This is a genomic window from Pseudomonas sp. MF4836, assembly GCF_002018875.1.
Taxonomy (GTDB): Bacteria; Pseudomonadota; Gammaproteobacteria; order Pseudomonadales; family Pseudomonadaceae; genus Aquipseudomonas.
The window spans coordinates 67084-84382 of the sequence record NZ_MVOL01000016.1; the positions used below are offsets into that span (position 1 = coordinate 67084).

16 protein-coding genes and 1 pseudogene are annotated in these 17299 nt (G+C 53.1%); 12 read left to right on the forward strand and 5 right to left on the reverse strand.

The features are described 5' to 3' along the window. Window positions 1-44: 44 nt before the first annotated feature. The gene (locus MF4836_RS29360; RefSeq protein ID WP_078473296.1) at window positions 45-1883 is read left to right on the forward strand and encodes a hypothetical protein; all 1839 of its coding nucleotides are present in this window, start codon (window positions 45-47) and stop codon (window positions 1881-1883) included. A gap of 363 nt (window positions 1884-2246) precedes the next feature. Further along, a complete protein-coding gene (locus MF4836_RS29365; RefSeq protein WP_078473297.1) occupies window positions 2247-2753 on the forward strand; it encodes a DNA-binding protein in 507 nt (168 codons plus the stop codon). 48 nt (window positions 2754-2801) lie between these two features. On the opposite strand, the gene MF4836_RS29370 is transcribed toward MF4836_RS29365, so the two are convergent. Continuing rightward, window positions 2802-4445, reverse strand: a complete 1644-nt coding sequence (locus tag MF4836_RS29370; protein ID WP_443217479.1) for a methyl-accepting chemotaxis protein — start codon at window positions 4443-4445, stop codon at window positions 2802-2804. 725 nt (window positions 4446-5170) lie between these two features. Between MF4836_RS29370 and MF4836_RS29375 the strand changes: the two genes are divergently transcribed. Together MF4836_RS29375 and MF4836_RS35235 are read left to right on the forward strand one after the other, a co-directional pair. Then, complete coding sequence (locus MF4836_RS29375; RefSeq protein WP_078473299.1) at window positions 5171-6085, forward strand: replication initiation protein; 915 nt, start codon at window positions 5171-5173, stop codon at window positions 6083-6085. Window positions 6086-6999: 914 nt separating this feature from the next. Further along, window positions 7000-7386, forward strand: a complete 387-nt coding sequence (locus MF4836_RS35235) for a hypothetical protein (RefSeq protein WP_153050284.1) — start codon at window positions 7000-7002, stop codon at window positions 7384-7386. 204 nt (window positions 7387-7590) lie between these two features. Here the strand turns inward: MF4836_RS35235 and MF4836_RS29380 are convergent, their stop codons facing one another. From MF4836_RS29380 to MF4836_RS29395, 4 genes and pseudogenes are all read right to left on the reverse strand, one after another. Then, window positions 7591-7782 carry a hypothetical protein gene (locus MF4836_RS29380; protein ID WP_078473300.1) on the reverse strand — a complete coding sequence of 64 codons (192 nt, stop codon included), beginning with the start codon at window positions 7780-7782 and terminating at the stop codon, window positions 7591-7593. A gap of 698 nt (window positions 7783-8480) precedes the next feature. After that, window positions 8481-9176, reverse strand: a pseudogene (locus tag MF4836_RS29385) (secretin and TonB N-terminal domain-containing protein); the annotation flags it as partial. 97 nt (window positions 9177-9273) lie between these two features. Beyond that, a complete protein-coding gene (locus MF4836_RS29390) occupies window positions 9274-10257 on the reverse strand; it encodes a FecR family protein (RefSeq protein ID WP_078473301.1) in 984 nt (327 codons plus the stop codon). A gap of 40 nt (window positions 10258-10297) precedes the next feature. Beyond that, complete coding sequence (locus MF4836_RS29395; protein ID WP_078473302.1) at window positions 10298-10798, reverse strand: sigma-70 family RNA polymerase sigma factor; 501 nt, start codon at window positions 10796-10798, stop codon at window positions 10298-10300. A 386-nt stretch (window positions 10799-11184) separates the two neighbouring features. On the opposite strand from MF4836_RS29395, the gene MF4836_RS29400 reads away from it, so the two are divergent. The 8 genes from MF4836_RS29400 to lhgO all read left to right on the forward strand — a co-directional run bounded on the left by MF4836_RS29400 (window position 11185) and on the right by lhgO (window position 17216). Then, complete coding sequence (locus MF4836_RS29400; protein ID WP_078473303.1) at window positions 11185-11481, forward strand: hypothetical protein; 297 nt, start codon at window positions 11185-11187, stop codon at window positions 11479-11481. A gap of 85 nt (window positions 11482-11566) precedes the next feature. Beyond that, window positions 11567-12010, forward strand: a complete 444-nt coding sequence (locus tag MF4836_RS29405; protein ID WP_078473304.1) for a hypothetical protein — start codon at window positions 11567-11569, stop codon at window positions 12008-12010. Between the two features lie 39 nt (window positions 12011-12049). After that, entirely contained in the window at window positions 12050-12535 is a 486-nt protein-coding gene (locus MF4836_RS29410) for a hypothetical protein (RefSeq protein ID WP_078473305.1), read from the forward strand. 138 nt (window positions 12536-12673) lie between these two features. Continuing rightward, a complete protein-coding gene (locus MF4836_RS29415) occupies window positions 12674-13228 on the forward strand; it encodes a UPF0149 family protein (protein ID WP_078473306.1) in 555 nt (184 codons plus the stop codon). 246 nt (window positions 13229-13474) lie between these two features. Beyond that, entirely contained in the window at window positions 13475-14116 is a 642-nt protein-coding gene (locus MF4836_RS29420; protein ID WP_078473307.1) for a LysE family translocator, read from the forward strand. Window positions 14117-14224: 108 nt separating this feature from the next. Beyond that, window positions 14225-15115 carry a serine hydrolase domain-containing protein gene (locus MF4836_RS29425; protein ID WP_078473308.1) on the forward strand — a complete coding sequence of 297 codons (891 nt, stop codon included), beginning with the start codon at window positions 14225-14227 and terminating at the stop codon, window positions 15113-15115. A gap of 86 nt (window positions 15116-15201) precedes the next feature. After that, a complete protein-coding gene (locus MF4836_RS29430; RefSeq protein WP_020296139.1) occupies window positions 15202-15912 on the forward strand; it encodes a FadR/GntR family transcriptional regulator in 711 nt (236 codons plus the stop codon). Window positions 15913-16022: 110 nt separating this feature from the next. After that, entirely contained in the window at window positions 16023-17216 is a 1194-nt protein-coding gene (gene lhgO, locus MF4836_RS29435; RefSeq protein WP_078473309.1) for an L-2-hydroxyglutarate oxidase, read from the forward strand. The last annotated feature ends 83 nt before the right edge of the window (window positions 17217-17299 follow it).

A 17299-nucleotide genomic window follows, 5' to 3' on the forward strand; every position in this document is an offset into this window, starting at 1 on the left:
AAGCAAAAGCCAAGAGCAAAAACCAACCCACCACTGAGGATAAAATGAATGATACCAATTTGCAGATAATTACGCTGACTAAAAGAGACAGAAACTATTCCAACCTGAAGGGGCTGGATAGCTCGTTGAAACACTCGCTTAGGCTGGACCAAAACGAGTATGACGACTTTGAATTCAACCCCAATCCAGACCACCCAAATATCGCCATTGTAGGTGGCGTTGAACAAGTATTAACTAGGGAATTAGCAGAGCAATTGCTGGCCGACTTCAACGACCAACTACAAACCAAACTCAAAGCAACAGAAGCGACTGACGAGATAGCAGCAGAAAAAGAAAAGCTCCGAAAACTAAAATCGAAGCTGGTCAAATTCATCAACGCAACCGAACCCACCCAAATAAAAGAATACGTCACATCGGTAATGGAGGGAGAAAGGCCGTTGGTAGTCGGAGACTACGCCGCCCTACTCAATCAACACAAAATCAGCCGTGTAGCTCAGCGTATCGACCTTCTAGAGAACTACACCACCAAGAAGCGAGAGATCGAGCAAAACGCACCAAATCGAGCCGTATCAAGGACGGTCAACAGGGTTAAAGAAATCATCCTTGTTATTCCCGAACCCAACAAGTTAGCGATAACCAAGGCTTACACCGACCTGCTGCAGAAAGCCTTGCACCAGTTTTATCAAAAAAACTTCCCAAGCAACAAGATGCTTTTCTCATTCAGTCATCTGGACGAAACGACAAACCACGTTCATGCCTTCCTTGACCTTCAAAATGAGAAGACTGGGAAGTATGATTTTTCAGCCCAAGAATTTGAGTTTGCATCACAATATTATGCGAGGAACAAAGCTCGTCTGGATAAGATATCCGAACCACCGAAATTAGAAGATTTCAAACTCCCCAACCGTAGCGAAGAAAAGCAAAACCATAGGTTCATTAGAGAACGCGAATCATGGAAGTCAAAAGTCATGCAAGCGGCCTTCTATGAGCACTTTAACAGCTTAGCCGCTGCATATGGCTTGCAAGCTAAATTCCTACCTAAAACAAAAGAGCACCAAGAGTTTTTGAGCAAAGTTGAGCAGGAAGCCAAAAAACCGAAAAGTGAGCGAAGCCATAACTATTATACTAGACATATAGAAAAGCTGCAGAAAGAGCTAACTACAAGCGAGGTCGAACTTATCGAGCAAAGAGCTAATATCGTCACCCTTAACACCACGATAAAAGATCTACAAGGAACGGCTAACACCTACAAAACAACCATACAGAATTTAGAAATACAGGCCAGCGAGCTGAGAAAAGAAAATGCCGAGCTAGATAGTCAAAAGCAGAAATTAGACGACGAAATAACGGAAAAAACCACAAAGACTGCAGAGCTGTCATCTACTTTCAAAACCATGAAATCTAGAATGACAAAAGAACTGAATGAACTACGCAAGAAAATTAAAGAGGACACCAACAGAAAAACCGTCTTGGAAAAAGCAATCAAGGCATACGAGGAAGAGCTAGAGCCTTTGATTAAACGCTTTGATATTCTGGTGGATCGCATACTTGAAGCCAAAAGGCTCGACGAGAATCCAGAGCAATACTATAAGAGATTACGAGAAAACACCTATGAAATGGCTAGCCGTTTGGGTAAAGAGAAACGAAAGGACTATCTATTTAACGTTACGGAACAACTCAAAGAGCAAGGTTTAGACCACACCCAAGCAACATTAGGATTTACTGACAAAGTAAAGCTTTGGGCATCTGATACGTTCACCAGTAAGCAAGTGGTTGAATTTGACAAAGACGAAGCCGAGCAGGCAAAAGCGGCCAGAAAGAGAAGACTACTAAAACCCAAACCGCCAAGCCCATTTCAAGACCCTTACGACCCATATCAATAACCGCATAGTGCGGTTTTCTGCTCTTGGAGGATACGATACATCATATAGCACAATAGTATTTTTAGCCTCACCCCTTGAAACTCTATTTTTATATGATTTAATAATAGCAATAATAAGTCACTATTATCATTATTATTGCAATAACAATAATAGCAGCTTAATTATTCTTATTATCACAAGGAAGATAATAAGATATTATTCTCGCTATCCCTCTGAGTTTTCCTTGATTCTGCTGGGTTTCCACCCTTTGGTGCAAACCACAAAACTCATTGATAACGAAAATAATAACGATATTATTCTTATTATTATTGCAGTAGCAATAATAATTCAGTACTTATTATTCTTATTATTAGGAGGAAATAAATGAACAACACAGTATTAGAAAGAATTTTCAACGTAGCTACAGAGTTGTATATGACAAATGGTAAAAAATCATATCCAACAGTTCACCAAGTCCGAGCCATAGCTAAGACAGATATGAATACGACCAGTGAAGCAATGAGGCAATGGCGTAAAGAAATGGACGCGGAGAAATCCGACCAGTCAAACGGCTCTGAAACCTTTCAGAAAGCCATCAGTGAAGCGACGGCAACGCTTTGGAGCATTGCAGAACACGCTGCAGGTGAAAACCTCAGAAAAGCTCAAAAGGCTTGGAATACAGAGAAGTCAGAGCTTGGAGAAAAAACTCAAACCCTTATCAATGAAAATGAACAACTACGATATGACCTTGACCTTGCGAAGAAAATCAATCTTGATCAAGCAGGTGAACTACTTGATGAAATGACCTATCGGAAAATTGCAGAAACCGCGTTAGAGGAAGAGAAGCAAAAAAACCAGAAACTGACAGAGCTTTTAAACCTCCAGAAATAAAAAAGCCCCGAGATGGGGCTTTAACGCTTTTACGCTCTATTGCCGCATTCAAAGCCTGAACTTTGAAACCATCGCATGTAAATCCACGGCAAGACGCGATAGCTCTTGACTGGATGCGTTCGTCTGATTTGCTCCAGCAGAAGTTTGCATTGACAAATCTCTGATATTCACAAGATTTTTGTCTACCTCACGGGCAACCTGTGCTTGCTCTTCAGAGGCACTGGCAATAACCAAATTCTTTTGATTTATCGAAGCAATAGCCTCACCAATCACGTCCAGAGCATCATTAGCCTCCCGAGCCACCTGCAACGTGCCATTAGCTCGCTCTTGGCTCTCATTCATAGCATCAACCGCACGATCAGTACCAGATTGAATCCCTTCAATCATTTTTTCAATTTCGCCTGTCGATTGTTGAGTACGATAGGCCAGTGCCCTTACTTCATCAGCTACAACTGCAAACCCTCGACCAGCTTCACCAGCCCGAGCAGCTTCAATTGCAGCATTAAGTGCTAACAGGTTGGTCTGTTCCGCAATTGAGCGAATCACTACCAAGACCTGACTAATCTCATTGGCATTTTGTGCCAACAACTTAACCTCTTCCGAAGTATCAGAAACGTTACCAACAAGCCGGTTAATAGACTCTAAAGCCTGACTAACCTTTTCTCGACCTTGATAGGTGCTCTTATCAGCAGCTTTTGAGTCATCAGCAGTATTAACAGCGTTGCGAGCCACCTCTTCAACCGCTGCTGTCATCTGATTAACTGCCGTAGCTGCTTGGTCAATTTCAGCACTTTGCTGATTAAGTCCGCGATTCGTATCCTCAGTTACAGCATGTAGCTCTTCCGAGGCAGAGGCAAGCATATTGGACGATTCAGAAATTTTCTCTATTGTCTCATGCAGACTATCTTGCATCCGCTTCAAAGCAATCAGCAGATGAGCAGGCTCATCGCTTCCAGTAACATGAATATTTTGAGTAAGATCACCACTGGAAACTCTATCAGCAACTATAACTGCCTCAGATAGTGGAGACACAATGCTCCGAGTCAACACGATAGCAATTACGACCATTAGCATCAAGATCAGGATCAACGCTACAACAATCATAAACACTGCAGCATCGAATGCTTTGCTTGTCTGATCGGCGGCGTGAACAGCACCTTGCTCATTAAACTTGATCAGTTTATTCAAGGCAGCCATCATCTGATCCGCTGCACTAGCAAGCGGCCCATTAGCCACTTCAATCTCATCACCACGTTCTACTGACGCAAGTACACCATCCAGTATCCGCTCTTGATAGGATAAATATTTGGCGTAAGAACTTTTGAAGTCCTCAAACAGCTTTCGATCATCAGGTGAGTCTATTCCTTTTTCATAATTAATTAAAAAAGCGGATATTTCTTGATTGATACGTCTTACCAAACCAACCGTTTCTTTTAACTGATCGCCTTCTTTCATGGTAAGCGTCCTGAGCGTCAACGCTCTGGTACGCCCCAGACCACTACCAACCTGTCCCACGTCCTGCACCGCTGGCAACCACTCGACACGGATTTCAGCAGTCGCGTCATCCATCTCGTTGGCTTGGAACAGAGCAATCAACCCCATCGCCAAAACCAATAACCCAATTATCGTAAAGCCGAGGCCAGCCCGACTCCCGATATTCATATTTCTCAAGCTCATAATCCCTCCTTTCATCTTTAAACCCAATGGTATGTAACGACAATATCGGCAACAACTCAAAATTCTTTAAGGATATTTTGTTAGGCCATACTTTATTTCGCAATAAATCTTCGACTAATTGACGAGCCTTTTGCTCTCAGGTATGATCCGTCCGTCTACGAGGAATGGATTTTCCTACTTGATCGACATTTGCCCGCCTAGTGCGGGCTTTTTTTGCCAACAACAAGTGCAAGTCTTTACCTCCAACATCCAGCCCTATGGATGCCATCTTGTCTTTTGCTCGTTTAACGAAGAGCAATCCGCCCGTTAAGCCCTACAAAAGCACCCTCTGCTTTAAATTCTTTTTCGAGACTTTTACTGTACTCGTCAACCAACCTCATTAATTTGTCTTCTACCTCATCAGCGAAACGTGTATTAAATAATCTATTCATAGTAGCTGTAATTGTTAATTACTAACATTTTATCACATTAGGATTCATTTGCTAATTCCAAACCACAGGCAATAAAAACCCGCCAAAGAGCGGGCTTTTTACTATTCAAATTTGACAAAACAACAATATATGGCAATTTGAATAGAACAGAAAAAGAAAACCACCTTGGGCAAGGTGGCAAGACATACATACATACAACAATATTTTATAAAACTCTAATCAACACCTCCATTTAATCATCAAATAAAATATTGTCAAGTCTCCCCCAAGGTTTTCTTTTTCTAAATTTAATATTAGACGAGGATGACGATGGGATGCGTAAAATTATTTGAGGACTACTTACCAAGAAGACCTTATCACACTGACGATTTATTCAGTGGCTTAAAAATCAACAAAAAAGAGAAAGCGAAACTTGCTCGATTGGTTCAACCAAACGGCCCTACACATAGATATTGGATGGTTTTTGACTTAGACCGATCCGATGCAGGTATGCACTGGGACCACGTAGGGGCACCAGCTCCAAACCTAGTAGCTCGAAATCCGGCCAATGGGCACGCCCATTTGCTCTATCTGCTACAAACCCCTGTACGAACTGCTATCGACGGTAAAACCGCCCCTTTACGCTATGCAGCAGCTATTGAAGCAGGCTTGCGTAATCGTTTAGGAGCAGACCGAGGCTATTCCGGCCTGATCTGCAAGAACCCGATCAATTCCCATTGGATAGTGACCCAATGGCAGGCCGATCCATACACCTTGGACGACTTGGCTGAGTACGTTGATTTAACACCGGAAAAGGCCAAACAGAACCCCGTAGAGGATTACGGATTGGGTCGCAACTGTATGCTTTTTGATGAGTTAAGGGCTTGGGCATACAAAGCTATCCGCCAAGGCTGGCCGAACTATGATCAATGGCTAAACGCCTGCCTTGACCGTGCAACAGGCTACAACGTCAATTTTGCTACACCACTGGACATGTCCGAAGTAAAACACACGGCCAAAAGCGTCGCGAAGTGGACGCATAGAAACTTTAACCGTGGCACATTTGACGATTATGTTGCAAGAACCCACACAAGCGAGATACAGGCTTTCAGGGGTAAACAAAAGGGAAAAACCAAGAGAGAACGAGGGATTATCTTGCTTGAAGCAGGGGCAACCATTAAGGAAGTAATGAAGGCGTTAAATGTAAGCAGAGCAACAGCCTACAACTGGAGATTTAATTCATGACATTATAATCTGTCTAAAAGCCTATATCAGATAATAGCACCCGACGAGGGTGTTTCTTCTTCCTTCCGCCCATCCCCCTCCCTTTCCTCCCCCTACCCCCACATATACATACACCGCACCACCGATAGCGATATAACGCACGGAATTAGTCAAAATCGACCTTCTTCCACTCCGTTGATACAACGACACCAAACCACACCACTACACGCCTAAAATAGCCAAATGTGTTACACCTCGCAGCATCATGGTTAGTGCAAAAAGCCTATATCAAAAATAGTCCAAAACAGCGTTAACCACTCAACCCAATACTTCCAGAGGTTCGGGGATATATCTCCAAACCTATATGTATGTATACATACATATCAAATTTCATAGGACAACCCGCCACAACAAACAATATCAATTTTCACCAACCGGCTGTTTTTGTCCTAAACCCAAAACAGGTATTTTTCGATCAAAAACCACACCACCGAACAGCAAGCATTAAAGTGCTATTTTCAAAAAAATTACGGAATTTTTTTATAACTTTATATCAAAAAATTGATAACTTGATTTTTCCGACCATCAATTTATTGCTTAAATACGGCACAAAACGTTGTCAATAGCAAATCGAAAATATTTTTATCGTTCAACCTTATTCACATTTATGGTTCTACCCTAATTGATTTTACTTAGTTGAGCTTTGCAACTAACCACCTGCAAAAAATTATCGGGAATTTTCGAACAATCGCTCCCAGTTTAATTTCAAGATTGAATGTGGGGGATAGGCCACCCCAAAAAATGAAAATTTCAAAACCTTGCCTCAATTTGACACATCGAGCATAGCCACCATGACAACTTCAAAGATATATCTCCGAAGCATTGACATATAGATTTTTCGTGCTATTTGTATTTATAACAATACAGGAGAGAGTATGAAAAATGCAGAAATAGCAGGCAAGATAGGCGGAATAGTTGGTGGATTCAAAAGAAGAGAGCGTCAAAGATTTTTGATTAACTTCTTAAAAATCATAGAAATGGAGGAATATCCTAACTTAAGACTGACATCCAGCCTCGCCAAAAAATTGATAATAGGACTATCTGGACACAAAGGCATATCAAACAATGCGTTAGTCAAAGAGTTTGGAACTCCAGATAACAAAGCCAAGCTACAAAATCTTGACAGCATCGTCCACTCATTAGTCGCAAGGCATAAAATTACTTATAATGAGCATTGGGGAGACGCAAAAAGGAAAATTGATGAAGATGCAGAAGAATACAAACAGCGAATAATTGAGGACATGCGAACGCAACAGGGATGAAACTACGTGACGCCCAACAACACAAAAAACCCGAGAGGGTTTTTTATTTGCCTTAAATATGGCCTTGAATTTCCGCCATGACTCGACAATAAATGTAGATAATCCGTTTTTAAAAAATCCACGGAATACCACAGCGTAAGTTATTCCGCCAAACCTTTCGCTTGCTCCAAGCAGACATAGGTTCGAAGATATATCTCCAAACCATTAGCTACCAGCCAACGCCCCACATGCAAGCCTTATCATCTCCAAATATTCATCGCGACTTACTTTACCTTCCTCGTACAACTTATCAGCAGTTAGAATAGCTAAATCATACTCTGCTTTGCACAAAATCCCATAATGCAGATGCTCCAAGCCCCAGATGCGATAAGCTATTGAATTTTTCCCGGCTTCCATACCTAATGTACCTCCAGTCTTAAATATCGACTTCAGCAGTACTTTTATAGCACAGAACACCCTAACCTTCAATTATTCTAAAAATATGATAATTTACTAATAACTAACAATATAAAACACCATGAAAAAATTAGCATCAGCAATATTAACTACATTGGCCTTCAAGGTCCCACACTAAACATATCAATCATTCATAGCAGGCGTTTCGCAGCAATGATTGGTTGGCCAACCGCACCATACTCCGCCACTCTGTTTCACCTATTTGACCATTTAGCTTTAGCTGCTCTGCCTCAATTGTGGCTTTGTGGTAATCATCTTCATTAAGATGAGTATTTCTAATATGTTGAAAAATCCACTTTCGGTAATTCCAAGACCGCCCTTCAAAATCTATATCCACAAAAGAAACCCAAGCTTTACTACAAATTAATTTATCGCACACTACAAACATTGTTCTTTTTTTAAGCAGTCGCCCCATATCAAATGCGTAGCGTTGGCGTTGGCGTTCAACCTAAGCCACATGATAGCCGTGTATTTTATACGGGTTTAGTCGTCAAGCACAGGAATGGATCCGACCGTTCGTCAGCTTGAAGGCTTTTCGCCATGATGCGAGGAATGGCCATCCTCAGCAAACCCCGGCCCCCAAAGCCACGGGTACAAGTCCCCGTAGCTTTGGCGACCTATATTATTAGAAACGGTTTACCTTTCGAAATCGGCGCCATGGACAACTGCGGCTGGCCATAGGGCGCGAACGCTGCGGGCACGCCATCGATCAGCACCGTGGAGCGCGGCGACAGGCGCGAGGTCAGGCCGCGCACCCCGACGTTCAGGGAAATATCACTGCCGCCGGTGCCGTTGGCGTCCTGCACCTGGACCCCGGGCACCCGGCGCAACACATCGCCGACATTCATCGCCCCCTGCTCGACCATGGCTTCGCGGCGGATCACCGTGCGCGCCCCCGGGTGGTTTTGCACCACGGCGGCGTTGGCATCCCCCAGCCAGTCCCCCACCACCTTGATGTCGGTGACGCCCAGCTCCAGCGGAGCATTGGCCACAGGTGCCGGGCTCAGGGTCACCGAACTGCCGTCGACCTGGTAATCCAGGCCGCTGCCCTGGAGCAACTGGCGCAGGGCCTGCTCCGGCGACAGGCTGCCCTGCACCGCCGGGGCCTGTTTGCCGGCCACCAACTCGGGGCTGAAAAACACCTGCAGCGAAGTCTGCAAGCCCAACTGACTCAGGGCCTGGGCCAGGGGCTGGGCCTGGATGTGAATCGCACTCGGTGCCTGCTCGGCATGGGCCTGGGACAGCCCGGCGCTGACCGCCAGGGCCAGAGCCAGCGGCAGCCAGCGTGACGTCGGCAGGGCACGGTTGGGGTTCTTGAGATCGAGGTTATTCACGTCGCAGCTTGTCCTGTTGAGCGCAAAGAAGTGCGGCTGTTAATGCAAACCAGTTGCAGTTGGACAAGAAGACGAAGAACTCGAAAAAAACCTGAATCTAACGCGCAATTATTTCCTGGCTGCCATCGGCATGGGTCTGCACCGCCACTGGCAGGATGCTGGGCAAGGCCTTGAGCAGGGCGTCGGTGTCGTCACAGCGGAACACACTGGTCAAACGCAGATTGGCCACCGCCGGGTTGTCGACGCGCAGCGGTTGCTGGCGATAACGCGACACTTCAGCCGCCACGTCAGCCAGGCTCGCGTTGTTGAACACCAGCTTGCCGTTGCGCCAGGCCGTGAGTGCCTCGGGGTCGACCGCATGGGCCGCAGCCACCGTGCCGTTGCTGTCGATCCGCGTGCCGAGGCCGGCGGTGAGGCTGACAAAATCACCTTCGGCAGCGTCGCGGCCCTGCACCTTGACCGTGCCCTGCTCCACTGCAACCCGGGTCTGGCCGGCGTCGCGGCGCACATCGAAGCGGGTCCCGGTGACCGTGACCTTGCCCGGCCCGGCGGCCACCACAAAGGGCCGGCTGCTGTCGTGTTCGACGCTGAACATGGCCTCGCCTTCGCTCAATTCGATATGGCGCTGGCCTTTTTCGTAGCGCACCTGCAACCGGCTGCGGCTGTTGAGGTCGATCTGCGAACCGTCCGGCAGCGCCACATGGCGGCGCTCGCCCAGGGCGGTGGCAAACTCCGCGCTGTAGGAGGCCGGCTGGTTCAGGCCACTGAACAACCCCAGCCCCACGGCCACCGCCAGCACGCTGGCCGCCAGGGCGTAACGCAACATCGGACGGCGCCGGGCAGGTGGCGCCGGGTCCTTGCACAAGGCCTGCAAACGTTCCCGTGGCAACAGGTCGGTGGCGCTCCACAGGGTCTGCAGCAGTTGAAATTCATCCCGGTGCTGCGGGTGCTCGGCCAGCCAGGCGTCGAACCCCTGCCGCTCTTCAGCGCTCAGCGCGGGCTCTTGCAGACGCACGAACCATAGCGCCGCCTCATCGCGCACCGTCGCCGGTCCGCACGCGCAATCACGGCTATCCATCATGGAAGTTCCTGTTTGGCAGAGGGTGAAAAGTCTCGGCGGCTCATGGCATCGGCCCGTCCAGGCGGTCACGCAGATGCCGCAGGGTGCGGATCATATACTTTTCCACCATGTTTTTTGACAGGCCCAGGCGCTCGGCGATTTCCGCCTGGGTCAGGCCTTCAATCTTCTGCCAGACAAACGCCTTGCGGCAGTTCAGCGGCAACTCGGCAAGGGCCTGTTCAATGGAGTCAGCAAGCTGGATCGCGTGCATGAAATGCTCCGGGTCGCCGGTCGGCGGCGTGCTGTGATGAATCGCTTCCAGTTCCATGGCCCCGCGCCGGTCTTCGCGACGATAGCCGTCCACCGCAATGTTGCGTGCGGTCTGGTGCAGATAGGCCCGTGGCTGCTCGACCTTGTCCGGGTCCGACTCCAGCACCCGGACAAAGGTGTCGTGGGCCAGGTCTTCAGCCTGCTGACGGTTTTTCAGCCGACGCGTCCAGGTGCCGATCAACTCTTCGTAGTACTCGAAAAAGCCTGGTCTGCGGGGCGGCTGGGGAGTCATCGCGGTGTGCTGGGGGACTGGGGGCGTGAATAGTAATGCTTCTTATTAAACCCAGCAATTGATTAGAAGGGCGCCCATGCTGGAAGTACTGGCCAGCCCTCGGAACATCATCGATTTCGACGGACGCTGGATCACCGGGCACACCGCAGCAGATGAGGTGTTCGGCCTGCCAGGGAGTGCCGGCCATGCACGTCCGTCGCAAAGTCGTCTAAATCGCGGGACGAGGCCTAATCTAGAGCGTGATGCATCTCGTTTCCGGGATGAGTCATTCCACTCGGCAGCAGGGACACTCGACCGCCGAGCTACGACCCCTTCAAGTACACAAGGAACAGGGAGTAAGGAATAACCCGGCAAGGCCGCAGGCTTTGCTATCGGAGCGCGTCACCATGAACAGCACCCGAGACAGCATGGTTCTCACCCTCAAGATCATTGCGATCTTTGTCATCCTGATCAGCAGCGCCCACCTGGTTCTGATCCCGCTGTTGGCCCCAGGCATGAGGAGCGGCTGCATCCTTATCGCCGGCGCCGCAGCCGCAGCCCTGTTCGGGGCCTCCATCGGCTATAGGGCGGTCGATGACATGCTGCTGGTCAAGCTCGGCTTGAGTGCCTGCTACGCCGCCATCACCACCCTGCTGGTGCTTTTACTGTCGGTATTTATAATGCGCCACGGCGTAACGGTCTGAGGGTTGCCAGGCGCGTTCAGCCAACCCGGGACTTGCCCCCATCACCGACTGTTCAAGCTCGATTTTCTACAAGGAACGTACCTGCATGCAGCGCATCCCTGGTCTGTGCGCCCTGCTCGGCCTGCTGCTGGCCAGCACCAGCGTCGTGGCCGACAACGCCGCCGACGAACACCTGTATTACTCCATGGTTCCCGGCCATTACGCGCTGATCGGCCAGGCGCCCGACGGCGGCGCCGCCTACTCCGGCAGCGCTGAAATCACCTTCAGCAACGGCGCCCTGACCCTGGTCAAAACCATCAATGGCCAGACCACCACCGCCATTGGCAAGGTGGCGCGGGCGACCATGGCCGAGGCCGATATGCTGGCCTTCAGTTGGCCGGGGCACGGCGCCACGTGCCTGGTGCGCGGCGACCTGGATAACTACAGCCGCCTGAGCTGCTACTGGACCCGCAACGGCGTGGACCACCAGCAACCGGGCCTGGAGGCCTACTTCCCGACCGCGACCTGGCCCGCCAATCGCGACCGCTAGCCACTCGCGCTTTTTTGACCCACAACCCGAGCCCGCCCCATGAAAATCGAACTGCTGGACCAGCACATGATCGGCCACTGGGACGTCAGCCCGAGCATCACCCAGTGCGAGTTCCAGTTCGCCACCACCCTGATCTACGTCGAGCACGCCAAGGGCCAGTCGCCCGCCGCACGCATCGCCCTGGCCCAGCAAACGGTCCAGGCCACCTGGGATGACCTGCCCGCCGCCCTGACGTTTGCCGAGCAGGTCAGCCGGCCGCAGATGAGCGAGTTCTGGGCGCTGTATGCCCACAACCAACTCCAGGGCTCACCGCTGATGGTGTATTCGATCCACTACACCCTCGCCAGCCCATCCCCCGAGTACAGCCTGTCGTACAACCCGGATTTCCCCTGGGAGCTTGAAGTATTCGCCCCGGACGACCTGTTGCACGAGCGGCCGATCCCCCTGGAGCGCTACGCCCCGGCGGATGATGTGTGGTTTTCGGTATGGCGCCTGGGAGCGGGGCATTTTTGCAGCCAGGCCTGAACCCGACGCCCCTTGCCTGCGACCGGCGAGCGCCGGTGGATAATCGGCGCTGGAAAAAAACCGCCACAAGGCCCATCCTCCGCGACTTTTTCAAACACGGCGTCGCCCTGGCGCCCCGACTTGCCAAGGATCATTGCCATGCCAGACCAACCCTTGAACGCCGCTGACTTCGACGTGATCGAGAACACCCTGCTGCAATACGGTGACGATCACTCGGTGCTCAACCCTTCGGAACTCGACGGCTACTTCACCGCCCTGGTTTCCAGCCCTGCTCGGGTCGACATCGCCGAGTGGTTCCCGGCCATCTGGGGTGGGCAGAACCCGGACTGGGACAGCCCGGAACAAGGCAAGCAGTTCATCGAACTCTGCGTGCGCCACATGAACACCCTGGCCAGCCAGCTGGCACTGGACGCCTCGGCCTTCAAGGCACGTTTTGAAACCACCGAACACCAGGGCCAACCCCTGACCCTGGCCGAAGAATGGTGCTTCGGTTACCTGCGCGGCGTCGCCGTGGGCAACTGGCCGCAAATGCCGGCGCCCCAGGCCGCCCTGCTGCAATCGATCATCGAGTGCGCCGAACAGGACAACTTCGAACTGCCGGCCGACCTCAACGTGGCCCTGCACAATCAGCGCGTGGCAGCCATCGAACCGGCGGCGCGCAGCCTGCACAACTACTGGCTGGATCGGCGCTAAAAGCCTGTCCACGATCTAGCGAGCGACGCTCAGGCAAGGCAAAAGTGGCTGAGAAAGCGGAGTTTAGGGCCCTAAATGAGCATTTCGAAGCCACTTTTGACGCGGCATGAGCTAAGCGCAGCAGACCGTGAACAGGCGCTAAGGCGCATCCAGTGATGAGTGCCGGGTAAAATCAGCTCACCTGTGCGGTGATTTGCCCTGCACTTTCCCTATAGAATTCGACGTCTTCTTACAGCGAGTCATGAAATGGATGTTCACTCGGTTTTGACCTACACCCTGGTCGCGGCAATCTCCATCGCCAGCCCTGGCCCGGCCACCCTGGTGGCCTTGCACAACAGCGTGGCCTACGGTGCCAAATCGACCCTGTGGTCGTCGCTGGGCAATGTCAGCGGCCTGTTTTGCATGTCCGCGGCGGCGATGCTGGGCCTTGGGGCATTGATCGCCAGCTCCGAAATCATCTTCAACGCGGTGAAAATCGCCGGCGCCGGCTACCTGTTTTACCTGGGCGCCAAGCACCTGCTGAAGAAGGAACCGGTGCTTTCGGCCAGCAGCGACGGGAGCCCCGAGGGCCAGATGCCGCCGCGCTCGAAGCTGTTCAAGTCGGCGTTCCTGACCGCCGCCACCAACCCCAAGGCGACGATTTTCTTCACCGCGCTGTTCCCGCAATTCATCGATCAAAACGCAGCGCTGGTGCCGCAGTTTTTCATCCTGACCCTGATCTTCATGGCCTTGTCGCTGATCTCCCTAAGCATCTACGCGCTGCTGGCCTCGCGGGCCAAGGGTGTACTGACCCGGCCGGCGTTTTCCAAGTGGGTCAACCGCGTGGTGGGCTCCACGTTCATCTTCTTCGGCAGCGCCATCCTGACCATGCGCCGGCAAACGGCGTAATCCGTTCAAGGGCGGCCTGCCGTGCGCTCGTGGCGAGGGGCCAAGCTCCTTCGCCACAACTGAGCGAACATTGCCCCCTCCCAGACCGACCGTGTGTAGACCCCGCCCATGACTTTCTCCCTCGTCGCCAACGGCCACCTCATCCCTCCCACGCAACCTGACGCCGTCATTCCCTGGTGGAGTTTTACCAAGACCGTGCTCGCGGCGACCGCCCTGTCCCTGGTGCGTGACGGGTTGCTGACCCTCGACGAACCGCTGGCCGAAGGGCCGTTCAGCCTGCGCCAATTGCTCCGCCACGAAGCCGGGTTAGCCGATTACAGCGAGCTGGCGGATTACCACGCCGCCGTAGCCCGGCATGACACGCCGTGGTCGGCCGAGGAGATGCTGCAACGCCTGGATGCCGGGCGCCTGCGCTATCCACCGGGCAGTGGCTGGCGGTACTCCAACGTCGGTTATCTGTGGCTCACCCGGGTGATCGAACGGGTCAGCGGCCTGGCATTGCACCAGGCCCTGAGCCAGCGGGTACTGGCGCCCCTGAAGGTGTCGGATGTGCGCCTGGCCCGTACTCGCGCCGACCTGGCAACAGTAGCGATGGGCGACTGCCCGGACTACGACCCGGGCTGGGTGTATCACGGGCTGCTGGTCGGTCCCTTGGCGCAGGCGGCGCTGCTCCTGGAACGCCTGCTGAACGGGGATCTGCTGCCCCCGGCGCTGTTGCAGGCGGTGCAGACGCCACGCCTGCTCGGCGGGCCGATTGCCGGGCGCCCCTGGACCGCGCCGGGCTACGGCCTGGGCCTGATGTGCGGCGCGGTGGCCGGCGGCTTGAGCTTGAGCGGCCACACCGGCTCCGGACCCGGCAGCGTGCTGGCGGTGTATCACGCGGTGCATGGCAGCCACAGCGCCAGTTGCGCGGTATGGCAGACCGGGGGCGATCAGGGCGCAGTCGAGGCCGAAGTGGTCGCCCGTTTGCAGGCTGAGCTGGGGCTGATTTCAGGTTGATTCGGCAAACGCACCAACACTCATCTGCTTGACAACAGAAATTCCAAACGTCTATTGTCTGACAACCTGACTACCAAGGTTGTCTTATGCTTGAGCTCCAGCGCCCCGACTCTCTCGTGATGCGTGTTGTCAGCGTTATCCGCGCCGAGATCGAATCCGGGAACCTCGCTCCCGAGTCGCGCTTGCCCACCGAACAGCAATTGGCCGAACAGCTGAGCGTCAGCCGTTCGGTGATTCGCGAGGCCATTGCCCAGCTCAAGGCCGACGGGGTATTGATCGCCCGTCGCGGCCTCGGTTCGTTCATTTCCCAGACCCCAGCCGGGACGGTGTTTCGCTTCCCGACCCAGAACACTCGCCGGCCACAGCTGACGCAGATGTTCGAGATGCGCCTGTGGATCGAAACCCAGGCCGCCTCGATTGCCGCCCAGCGCCGTGACGAGCAGGACCTGCAACGCATGCAGCAGGCCTTGCAGGAAATGCACGACAAACGCAGCGATTTCGAAGCCGCCGCCCTGGCCGACGTGGCCTTCCACCGCGCCATTGCCGAAGCCAGTAAAAACGAATACTTCGTGGCCTTTCATGACTTCCTCAGAAGCCAGTTGGCCACCGCACGCAAAACCGCCTGGGAAAACTCGGCGTCGCGCTTTGTCGGCGGTTCGGCCGATGCGACCCAGGAACACCAGGCCATGTACCAGGCCATCGCCGCTGGCGACCGACAAGCCGCAGCCGCCTGCGCCGATGCGCACTTGCGCGCCTCCGCCAAGCGCCTGCAACTTGAGTTGCCAGCCACCGACTGAGCCCATGAACCCCTGAATATTGAGCGCGTGCTGCGGCACGCCGACTTTTGCCAGATGCATTAGTCTGACAACCTGATAACTAGACCTGCTGATCCAAGGTAACCCCCACAATGATTTATGATTTTTGCATCATCGGCGGCGGCATCGTCGGCCTGGCCACCGCGATGGAACTGCTCAAGCGCCAGCCCGGCGCCTCCCTGGTGATCCTGGAAAAAGAAGGCACCCTGGCCAAACACCAGACCGGGCACAACAGCGGCGTGATCCATGCCGGCATCTACTACGCACCGGGCAGCCTCAAGGCCGACCTGTGTAAGCGCGGCGCCGAGGCCACCAAGCAGTTCTGCACCGAGCACGGGATCAAGTTCGAGGTCTGCGGCAAGCTGCTGGTGGCCTCCACTCCACTGGAGGTGGAGCGCATGCAGGCGCTGTACGCCCGCTCCCAACTCAATGGCATGAAGGTCGAACGCCTCGATGCCGATCAACTGCGCCAGCGCGAGCCGAATATCGTCGGCCTGGGCGGGTTGTTTCTCGACGCCACCGGCATCGTCGACTACCGCGAAGTCTGCCAGACCATGGCCCGGGTGATCCGTGCCGGCGGCGGGGAAATCTGTCTCGACCGCACCGTGACCGCCATCCAGGAAAGCCCCGACCACGTCGGTGTCAGCACCCATGACGGCACCTGGCAGGCGAAGAAACTGGTGGTCTGCGCCGGTCTGCAATCCGACCGCCTGGCGACAATGTCCGGGATCAGGATCGAGCACCAGATCATCCCGTTTCGCGGCGAATACTTCCGCCTGCCGGCGTCGAAAAACAACATCGTCAACCACCTGATCTACCCCATCCCCGACCCGGAGCTGCCGTTCCTCGGGGTGCACCTGACACGGATGATCGACGGCAGCGTGACGGTCGGGCCCAACGCGGTACTGGGCCTGGGGCGCGAGAACTACAAGAAGTTCTCGATCAACTGGCGCGATGTGGCGCAGTACGCGAGCTTCCCCGGGTTCTGGAAAACCATCTGGCAAAACCTCGGTTCCGGCAGCGTCGAGATGAAGAACTCGCTGTTCAAGTCCGGCTACCTGGAGCAATGCCGCAAGTATTGCCCGTCGCTGAACATCGACGACCTGCTGCCCTACGAAGCCGGTATCCGGGCCCAGGCGGTGATGCGTGACGGCAGCCTGGTGCATGATTTCCTGTTCGCCCAGACCTCGCGCATGCTCCATGTGTGCAATGCGCCCTCACCGGCCGCGACTTCGGCCATTCCCATCGGCGAGATGATTGCCGACCGCATGTTCCAGCACCCCTGATCCGCCCACGGCACTGCCCGAGTCACCACCCGGGCGGCCGCGTCGTGCTCGCACCACGGCTTCGGCCAGGTGTATGTACCCAG

Bases quoted from the DNA above. Each gene is read 5' to 3' on its own strand.
- MF4836_RS29425 (WP_078473308.1), top strand. From the start codon at position 14,225: ATGACTTTCTCCCTCGTCGCCAACGGCCACCTCATCCCTCCCACGCAA.
- MF4836_RS29360 (WP_078473296.1), top strand. From the start codon at position 45: ATGAATGATACCAATTTGCAGATAATTACGCTGACTAAAAGAGACAGA.
- MF4836_RS29370 (WP_443217479.1), bottom strand. From the start codon at position 4,445: ATGAAAGGAGGGATTATGAGCTTGAGAAATATGAATATCGGGAGTCGG.
- MF4836_RS35235 (WP_153050284.1), top strand. From the start codon at position 7,000: ATGAAAAATGCAGAAATAGCAGGCAAGATAGGCGGAATAGTTGGTGGA.
- MF4836_RS29395 (WP_078473302.1), bottom strand. From the start codon at position 10,798: ATGACTCCCCAGCCGCCCCGCAGACCAGGCTTTTTCGAGTACTACGAA.
- MF4836_RS29390 (WP_078473301.1), bottom strand. From the start codon at position 10,257: ATGATGGATAGCCGTGATTGCGCGTGCGGACCGGCGACGGTGCGCGAT.
- lhgO (WP_078473309.1), top strand. From the start codon at position 16,023: ATGATTTATGATTTTTGCATCATCGGCGGCGGCATCGTCGGCCTGGCC.
- MF4836_RS29415 (WP_078473306.1), top strand. From the start codon at position 12,674: ATGCCAGACCAACCCTTGAACGCCGCTGACTTCGACGTGATCGAGAAC.
- MF4836_RS29410 (WP_078473305.1), top strand. From the start codon at position 12,050: ATGAAAATCGAACTGCTGGACCAGCACATGATCGGCCACTGGGACGTC.
- MF4836_RS29420 (WP_078473307.1), top strand. From the start codon at position 13,475: ATGGATGTTCACTCGGTTTTGACCTACACCCTGGTCGCGGCAATCTCC.
- MF4836_RS29405 (WP_078473304.1), top strand. From the start codon at position 11,567: ATGCAGCGCATCCCTGGTCTGTGCGCCCTGCTCGGCCTGCTGCTGGCC.
- MF4836_RS29430 (WP_020296139.1), top strand. From the start codon at position 15,202: ATGCTTGAGCTCCAGCGCCCCGACTCTCTCGTGATGCGTGTTGTCAGC.
- MF4836_RS29375 (WP_078473299.1), top strand. From the start codon at position 5,171: ATGGGATGCGTAAAATTATTTGAGGACTACTTACCAAGAAGACCTTAT.
- MF4836_RS29400 (WP_078473303.1), top strand. From the start codon at position 11,185: ATGAACAGCACCCGAGACAGCATGGTTCTCACCCTCAAGATCATTGCG.
- MF4836_RS29380 (WP_078473300.1), bottom strand. From the start codon at position 7,782: ATGGAAGCCGGGAAAAATTCAATAGCTTATCGCATCTGGGGCTTGGAG.
- MF4836_RS29365 (WP_078473297.1), top strand. From the start codon at position 2,247: ATGAACAACACAGTATTAGAAAGAATTTTCAACGTAGCTACAGAGTTG.